Source organism: Anoxybacillus tengchongensis (assembly GCF_014201585.1).
In the GTDB taxonomy this organism is placed as follows: Bacteria; Bacillota; Bacilli; order Bacillales; family Anoxybacillaceae; genus Anoxybacillus; species Anoxybacillus tengchongensis.
The window spans coordinates 41,310-49,818 of the sequence record NZ_JACHES010000014.1; the positions used below are offsets into that span (position 1 = coordinate 41,310).

At 40.2% G+C, this 8,509-nt stretch carries 9 protein-coding genes; all 9 read left to right on the forward strand.

What is annotated here, in order from left to right; genetic code table 11:
* Positions 1–27 precede the first annotated feature (27 nt).
* Positions 28–954: a cysteine synthase A gene (cysK, locus tag HNQ82_RS12935; RefSeq protein ID WP_055441859.1), complete on the forward strand. Its 927-nt coding sequence runs from the start codon at positions 28–30 to the stop codon at positions 952–954.
* Positions 955–1,074: 120 nt separating this feature from the next.
* Positions 1,075–2,475, forward strand: coding sequence for an anthranilate synthase component I (gene trpE / locus HNQ82_RS12940; RefSeq protein ID WP_183250175.1), 1,401 nt, complete (start codon positions 1,075–1,077; stop codon positions 2,473–2,475).
* Between the two features lie 5 nt (positions 2,476–2,480).
* The gene (pabA, locus tag HNQ82_RS12945) at positions 2,481–3,050 is read left to right on the forward strand and encodes an aminodeoxychorismate/anthranilate synthase component II (RefSeq protein WP_032101688.1); all 570 of its coding nucleotides are present in this window, start codon (positions 2,481–2,483) and stop codon (positions 3,048–3,050) included.
* 12 nt (positions 3,051–3,062) lie between these two features.
* Positions 3,063–3,932 carry an aminodeoxychorismate lyase gene (gene pabC, locus HNQ82_RS12950; RefSeq protein WP_183250164.1) on the forward strand — a complete coding sequence of 290 codons (870 nt, stop codon included), beginning with the start codon at positions 3,063–3,065 and terminating at the stop codon, positions 3,930–3,932.
* Positions 3,933–3,988: 56 nt separating this feature from the next.
* The gene (folP, locus tag HNQ82_RS12955; protein ID WP_246349061.1) at positions 3,989–4,765 is read left to right on the forward strand and encodes a dihydropteroate synthase; all 777 of its coding nucleotides are present in this window, start codon (positions 3,989–3,991) and stop codon (positions 4,763–4,765) included.
* A complete protein-coding gene (gene folB, locus HNQ82_RS12960; protein ID WP_183250168.1) occupies positions 4,755–5,117 on the forward strand; it encodes a dihydroneopterin aldolase in 363 nt (120 codons plus the stop codon). Before folP ends, folB begins: the two co-directional genes overlap by 11 nt.
* A gap of 3 nt (positions 5,118–5,120) precedes the next feature.
* Positions 5,121–5,657: a 2-amino-4-hydroxy-6-hydroxymethyldihydropteridine diphosphokinase gene (gene folK, locus HNQ82_RS12965; RefSeq protein WP_055441853.1), complete on the forward strand. Its 537-nt coding sequence runs from the start codon at positions 5,121–5,123 to the stop codon at positions 5,655–5,657.
* A complete protein-coding gene (gene dusB, locus HNQ82_RS12970) occupies positions 5,657–6,658 on the forward strand; it encodes a tRNA dihydrouridine synthase DusB (protein ID WP_032101683.1) in 1,002 nt (333 codons plus the stop codon). The genes folK and dusB overlap by 1 nt, the downstream gene beginning before the upstream one ends.
* A gap of 69 nt (positions 6,659–6,727) precedes the next feature.
* On the forward strand, positions 6,728–8,212 hold the full coding sequence (gene lysS / locus HNQ82_RS12975; protein ID WP_183250171.1) for a lysine--tRNA ligase: 1,485 nt from the start codon (positions 6,728–6,730) through the stop codon (positions 8,210–8,212).
* The last annotated feature ends 297 nt before the right edge of the window (positions 8,213–8,509 follow it).

The window sequence follows — 8,509 nt, forward strand, 5'->3', positions numbered from 1 at the left end:
AAATACTCGGGATTAGAGGTGAATGAGATGGCACGTGTAGTACAATCTATTACAGAGTTAATTGGTCAAACGCCGGTAGTAAAGTTAAATCGCATCGTTGATGAAGATAGTGCAGATGTATATTTAAAGTTGGAGTTTATGAACCCAGGAAGCAGCGTGAAAGACCGTATTGCGTTGGCGATGATTGAAGCAGCCGAGAAAGCAGGAAAAATTCAGCCTGGTGACACAATTATTGAACCGACGAGTGGAAATACGGGAATTGGTTTGGCAATGGTTGCCGCTGCAAAAGGATATAAAGCCATTTTCGTTATGCCTGATACGATGAGTTTAGAGCGTCGTAACTTACTTCGTGCTTACGGGGCAGAACTTGTTTTAACGCCAGGAAGCGAAGGAATGCGTGGAGCGATTCAAAAAGCGGAACAGCTCGCACAAGAGCACGGATATTTTATGCCGCAACAATTTAAAAATGAAGCAAACCCAGAAGTGCATCGCTTAACAACAGGAAAAGAGATCGTTGAGCAAATGGGTGACCAACTAGATGCATTTGTAGCTGGAATCGGAACAGGTGGAACAATTACAGGGGCTGGAGAAGTGTTGCGTCAAGCGTATCCAAACATTAAAATTTATGCTGTTGAACCAGCCGATTCTCCTGTGCTCTCTGGTGGAAAGCCAGGTCCACATAAAATTCAAGGAATTGGAGCGGGTTTCGTTCCTGATATTTTAAATACATCTATTTACGATGAAGTCGTTACTGTAAAGACAGAAGAAGCATTTGCTGCCGCTCGTCTAGCCGCTCGCCAAGAAGGTATTTTAGGAGGGATTTCATCAGGCGCAGCCATTCATGTCGCATTGCAAGTAGCGAAAAAATTAGGAAAAGGAAAGAAAGTATTAGCTATTATCCCGAGTAACGGTGAACGTTATTTAAGCACACCATTGTATCAGTTTGAGGAGTAATTCGGCAAGGACATTCTTGCCGAATTTTTTTTCGTGATTGTTTCTATATGTTCGTTGTACAATAAGCGTATGGACTGATGGAGAGGAGTGGCATCTTTGAGCAAGCAAAGGCGAAGAGCAATGATCAAAAAAGTCACATACGCACAACGCGATTGGTTTTCGCAATATAAAGATTTATCGCGGCAACAGTTGCATCATGTCTTGCTTGAAAGCGGGCGAGACGGCCGATATAGCATAGTCGGTTTGCAACCATTTGCAGTGATCATTGGTAAAGACGACAAACTGACAGTATGGCAAAAGCATCGTACCGAAACATTTGACGGGAACATATTGCAATCGTTGAAAAAATGGTTCAATCAATGGAAAACAGACAAGTTAGAAGAAGGACCTGATTTTCAAGGGGGGGCCATTGGCTATATTAGTTACGATTGTGCTCGTTATATTGAAAATCTTCCTTCTATTGCATGTGATGACTTGAATATGCCGGATTTATATTTTTTAGTATTTGATGATGTGTTCGTATATGATCATTGTGAATCTTCCCTTTATTTCATTACTCATTATGTAGAAGGGGAAGAACAACAAGCGAGCGAGCGCCTCGAGCGATACGAGCAACTATGGACAACCGATGTTTCCGGCGTTTCCCGTCCGTTTATTCCGAACTACGAAAAAGAAGAAACGGTGTCCATGAGCGAAAAACAGTTTATGGAAGCTGTCGAAAAAGTGCGGTCGTATATTGCGCAAGGTGATGTTTTTCAAGTGAACTTGTCTGTACGACAATCGAAACGCTTACTTACACACCCGCTTACGATTTATGAAAAATTGCGCACATTAAACCCATCGCCGTATATGGCGTATATGCATTTCCCTGAATTTCAAATCGTAAGCGGTTCTCCGGAACTACTTGTAAAAAAGAAAGGTGAGTATGTAAGTACGCGCCCGATTGCAGGAACACGTTCACGTGGTAAAACGATTCAAGAAGATGAACAAATTGCGCAGTCACTATTAGCAAATGAAAAAGAACGCGCGGAACATTTAATGCTTGTTGATTTAGAACGGAATGACCTTGGACGTGTATGTGCATACGGAACGGTGAAAGTAGATGAGTTTATGGTTATTGAAAAATATTCTCATGTCATGCACCTCGTCTCTCATGTTTCTGGTCAGCTTGCAGCCGGAAAAGATGCATTCGATGTCATATCAGCTACTTTCCCAGGCGGAACGATTACGGGAGCTCCGAAAGTGCGAACGATGGAAATTATCGAGGAGCTTGAGCCTGTTCGCCGCGGCATTTATACAGGTTCCATCGGTTGGATCGGATTTAATGGTGATATGGAGTTAAATATTGCGATTCGGACCATGATTGCGAAAGACGGTCTTGCGTATGTGCAAGCAGGAGCAGGAATTGTCATTGATTCACAACCGCAACACGAGTATAAAGAATGTTTAAAGAAAGCATTTGCCTTATGGAAGGCAAAAGAGCTGAGCGAAGAAGAGCACGTACAATTAAGCATGAGGTGAGCCAAATGATTTTAATGATTGATAATTATGATTCGTTTACGTATAACCTCGTTCAATATTTAGGGCAATTAGGAGAAGAGCTAATTGTCAAACGAAATGATGAAGTGACGATTGAGCAAATTGAACAACTTCAACCGCATTTTTTAATGATTTCACCTGGCCCATGCAGTCCGAACGAAGCGGGTATTAGCATGGAAGCTATTGAATATTTCGCTGGGAAGATTCCGATTTTTGGTGTATGTCTTGGTCATCAGTCGATTGCACAAGTGTTTGGGGGGGAAGTTGTCCGCGCTGAACGCTTAATGCATGGCAAAACATCATCGATTTTTCATGATGGGAAAACCATTTTTACTCACATCCCTAATCCGTTTGTCGCTACTCGTTATCATTCGTTAATTGTAAAAAAAGAGACGTTACCAGATTGCTTTGAAATTTCTGCATGGACAGAAGAAGGAGAGATTATGGCTATTCGTCATAAAACATTGCCAATTGAAGGGGTTCAATTTCATCCAGAATCAATTATGACGGAGCATGGGTTAGAAATGCTTAAAAACTTTATTACATTATACAGATGAAAGTGATGATATATGTTTATTTATGTCAACGGACAAATCGTAAAAAAAGAAGATGCACGCATTTCTCCGTTTGATCACGGGTTTATGTATGGGCTTGGAGTGTTTGAAACGTTTCGTATATACGATGGACATCCGTTTTTACTTGACGATCATTTGACACGTATTCAAAATGGGCTTGATATGTTAAATATTTCATTTTCCATCACCCGAAATGATGTGTTGCCAATTCTTTCTCAACTGTTAAAGGCTAACGGTTATCGTGATGCGTATGTTCGCCTAAATATTTCTGCTGGAATCGGAGACGTTGGACTGCAAGTAGAACCGTATACAAATCCGACGATTATTATGTATATGAAACCGATTCCGACGTTTTCAGAAGAAAAAGTATGTAAAACATTACAAGTGAGACGGAATACACCGGAAGGCCCGATTCGTTTAAAGTCTCACCATTATTTAAACAATATTTTAGGTAAACAAGAAATTGGTCATCAACCGAATGTAGAAGGTATTTTTCTTACAAAAGAAGGATTTGTAGCAGAAGGTATTGTCTCCAACGTTTTTTGGGCAAAAGACGGCACCGTGTACACTCCTTCGCTAGAAACAGGTATTTTAAACGGTGTAACACGATTGTTTATCATTGACTTGTTGCGTTCATGGGGAGTCGATGTACAAGAAGGATATTATTCACTACAACAACTCAAAAAAGCAGATGAAATATTTTTAACAAATTCCATTCAAGAAATCGTGCCCGTTTGTCGGCTAGATGGCGATGTATATCCCGGGAAATGTGGGGAAATGACGAGTCGTCTCCAACGTGCGTATGCCTCTTTTACTACACATTTATGGACAAGGTATGAAAGAAAGGATGGGTACGTCAATTGAGCGATATTATTTATTGCGGAAAGCATAAACTTGATTTGAGAAAACAAACGATCATCATGGGGATTTTAAATGCTACCCCCGACTCTTTTTCTGATGGAGGAAAGTATAATCATGTAGAGCAAGCTGTTGAACGTGCCAAGCAACTTGTAGTTGAAGGAGCGCACATCATTGATATTGGGGGAGAATCGACTCGTCCTGGAGCTGAAAAAGTATCACTTGAAGAGGAGTTGCGTCGCGTCATTCCAATTGTAGAAGCAGTCGCTAAAGCGGTGGATGTGCCAATTTCAATTGATACGTATAAGGCGGAAGTAGCCAAACAAGCCATCGAAGCTGGGGCGACGATAATTAATGATGTTTGGGGAGCGAAAGCGGACTCGAATATGGCTCAAGTAGCTGTTCATTACGGTGTGCCAATTGTATTAATGCACAATCGTCACGATCGGAAATATAAAGATATCATTTCCGATATGATTAACGATTTAAAAGAAAGTATCCATATAGTTAAACAAGCTGGTGTGAAAGATGAACAAATTATTATTGATCCAGGGATCGGGTTTGCCAAAACAGTAGAGCATAATTTGGAAGTGATGCGTCGGTTAGATGAACTTGCAGTTCTTCATTATCCCATTTTGTTAGGGACATCGCGAAAATCATTTATCGGGCATGTACTCGACTTGCCGGTATATGATCGATTAGAGGGAACGGGAGCGACGGTTTGCCTCGGTATTGCAAAAGGGGCGCACATCGTTCGGGTACATGATGTTTTACCGATTGCTAGAATGGCTAAAATGATGGATGCGATGCTAGGAAAAGGGGTGCAGCATGAGGGATAAAATTTACGTTCAACAAATGGAATTTTACGGTTATCACGGAGTGTTCCCAGAGGAAAATAAACTCGGCCAACGTTTTTATGTTGATGTCATCATCGAAACAAATTTAAAACAAGCAGGCATAACCGATGATTTAAATGAAACAGTGAGCTATGCACATATATACGACATATGTCAAAATATTGTCGAAGGAAAGCCATTTAAATTAATTGAGGCTGTGGCGGAACGCATTGCTGAGCAAATTTTATCCACGTATGCAACGGTGTCATCGTGTACTGTCAAAGTAACGAAACCAAATCCGCCAATTAAAGGTCACTATGCATATGTGGCGGTTGAAATTACGAGAGGACGTTAATAAATGGAACATATTTCTTATATTGCATTAGGTTCGAATATCGGTGACCGTTTTGAATATTTGCGCAAAGCGGTAATGGCGTTACGTGATCATACACATATTTCCGTTTTAGCGACATCCTCAATTTATGAAACAGATCCCGTTGGATATGTTGACCAAGCTTGCTTTTTAAATATGGTTGTCAAGGTGGTTACATCGTTATCTCCATTTGCTTTGTTGGCAGCCGCGATGGACATTGAAAAACAGTTTGGTCGCAAGCGGGAAGTGCATTGGGGTCCACGGACGTTAGACCTTGACATTTTGCTATATAATCATGAAAATATTGAAACAGAGCAACTTATTATTCCACATCCGCGTATGCTTGAACGGGCGTTTGTACTCATCCCGTTGTTTGAAATAGATGAATCTTTAATTATTCCATCTGTTCAACGTCCTTTACGTTCGTATGTTGAACAGTTATCCGATCAAGGAGTTCGTATATGGAAGAGTCGAGAAGCAGTAGCGGAACTATTTATGCCTTCAGGAAAGGAGGGGGGTTAATGTTCAAGATTGGGAATGTACAAATCAATAACCCTGTCGTGCTTGCACCGATGGCAGGAGTATGTAATTCGGCTTTTCGTCTAACTGTAAAAGAGTTCGGTGCTGGACTTGTTTGTGCGGAGATGGTGAGCGACAAAGCGATCTTATTTAATAACCCAAAAACGATGGGTATGCTTTATATCGATGAACGTGAAAAGCCATTAAGCTTACAAATCTTTGGTGGGGAAAAAGAAACGCTTGTACAAGCAGCTAAATATGTGGATCAACATACAAACGCCGATATCATTGATATTAATATGGGGTGTCCCGTACCGAAAATTACAAAATGTGATGCAGGAGCAAAATGGCTATTAGATCCAAATAAAATTTACGATATGGTAGCAGCCGTTGTTGATGCAGTAGAGAAGCCAGTCACAGTAAAAATGCGAATCGGTTGGGATGAAAATCATATTTATGCTGTCGAAAATGCTCAGGCAGTAGAACGGGCCGGTGGACAAGCAGTTGCTGTTCATGGACGAACGCGCGTACAAATGTATGAAGGAAAAGCGGACTGGAACGTCATTAAACAAGTAAAAGAAGCGGTTAACATTCCTGTTATCGGTAACGGTGATGTGCAGACTCCTCAAGATGCCAAACGAATGTTAGAACAAACAGGTGTCGATGGAGTGATGATTGGGCGTGCTGCCCTCGGTAATCCATGGATGATTTATCGTACTGTTCGTTATTTGGAAACAGGTGAGCTCATTCCGGAACCGTCTGTGCGTGAAAAAATCGAAGTGTGTATTTTGCATTTAGATCGTTTAATTGCTTTGAAAAATGAATATATTGCTGTAAAAGAGATGCGTAAACACGCGGCATGGTATTTAAAAGGCATTCGTGGAAATGCCAAAGTTCGCAATGCGATAAATGAATGCCAGACGCGTGATGAACTTGTGACGTTGTTGATGAATTTTGTCGAAGAAGTTGAATCCAAAGAACATCATGTTGCAATAGAATCGTAAAACATACTGTCAGCAGCTTATGCTGGCAGTATTTCTTAAAAAAATAAACGGTTATTGGAGTGAATTCTTATGTCGCATGAAGAATTAAATGATCAGCTGTTGGTTCGTCGTGAAAAGTTACATAAGTTACGCGAAAAAGGGATCGATCCATTTGGAAAACGATTCGAGCGTACGCATCACGCAGAAGAATTGTTTACGTTATACGGTCATTTATCAAAAGAAGAGTTGGAAGAAAAGCAAATTCATGTTTCTATCGCTGGTCGCATTATGACAAAGCGTGGCAAAGGGAAAGCGGGATTTGCGCATATTCAAGATTTAACAGGACAAATTCAAATTTATGTGCGCAAAGATGACGTTGGTGAAGAGCAGTATGAAATTTTTGATACATCAGATTTAGGTGATATTGTCGGTGTCCAAGGAACCGTATTCAAAACAAAAGTAGGGGAATTGTCTATTAAGGCACATTCGTATGAAATGTTGACAAAATCGTTGCGACCACTCCCTGAAAAATATCACGGGCTTAAAGATATCGAACAACGCTATCGTCAACGTTACCTCGATTTAATTATGAATCCAGAAAGTAAAAAAACATTTATTACACGCAGTTTAATTATTCAATCGATGCGTCGCTATTTAGATCAAAAAGGATATTTAGAAGTGGAGACGCCAATGATGCATTCCATTGCTGGGGGAGCGGCCGCTCGTCCATTTATTACGCATCACAACGCTTTAGATATGACGTTGTATATGCGTATTGCAATTGAGCTACACCTAAAACGTTTAATTGTTGGTGGATTAGAAAAAGTATATGAAATTGGTCGTGTGTTCCGAAATGAGGGTATTTCAACGCGCCATAATCCAGAGTTTACAATGCTTGAGCTTTATGAGGCATATGCTGATTATACAGATATTATGAAATTAACAGAAGATATGATCGCGCACATTGCCCAAGAAGTGCTTGGAACGACAAAAATTCAATACGGAGAGTATGAAGTAGATTTAACACCATCATGGAAACGACTCCATATGGTTGATGCGATCAAAGAGTATGTGGGCGTTGATTTTTGGAAGCATATGAGTGATGAAGAAGCACGTCAATTAGCGAAAGAACATGGAGTAGAAGTAGCCCCACATATGACATTTGGTCATATCGTAAACGAATTTTTCGAACAAAAAGTAGAAAAACATCTTATTCAACCAACATTTATTTATGGTCATCCGGTTCAAATTTCGCCTTTAGCGAAGAAAAATCCAGAAGATCCACGCTTCACAGATCGATTTGAACTATTTATTGTTGCGCGTGAACATGCAAATGCGTTTACAGAACTAAATGACCCAATCGATCAACGTGAACGATTTGAAGCGCAATTGAAAGAAAAAGAACAAGGAAATGACGAGGCGCATGAGATGGACGAAGATTTTATTGAAGCGTTAGAATATGGAATGCCACCAACAGGCGGATTAGGGATTGGTATTGATCGTCTTGTTATGTTGTTAACGAACTCACCATCGATCCGCGATGTATTGTTGTTCCCTCAAATGCGTCATAAATAATTTTGAGAAAAACTGAGTGAGGTATTTTTCCTTACTCAGTTTTTCTTAAAAAAATAAAAAAACATCTTGCTTAAAGATGATGAAATGTGATATATTACTAAGCGTCCGTATTAAAGGTAACATGTAAAAATAAAAAATAAAAAAGTTGTTGACAAGAAAAATAGTAAATGTTATATTAAAAAAGTCGCTCAAAGAGCGGCAAAGATGTTCCTTGAAAACTGAACGAAGCGAAAAGTGTACAAAAGCTAAGGATAACTTTTCTATGGAGAGTTTGATCCTGGCTCAGGACGAACGCTG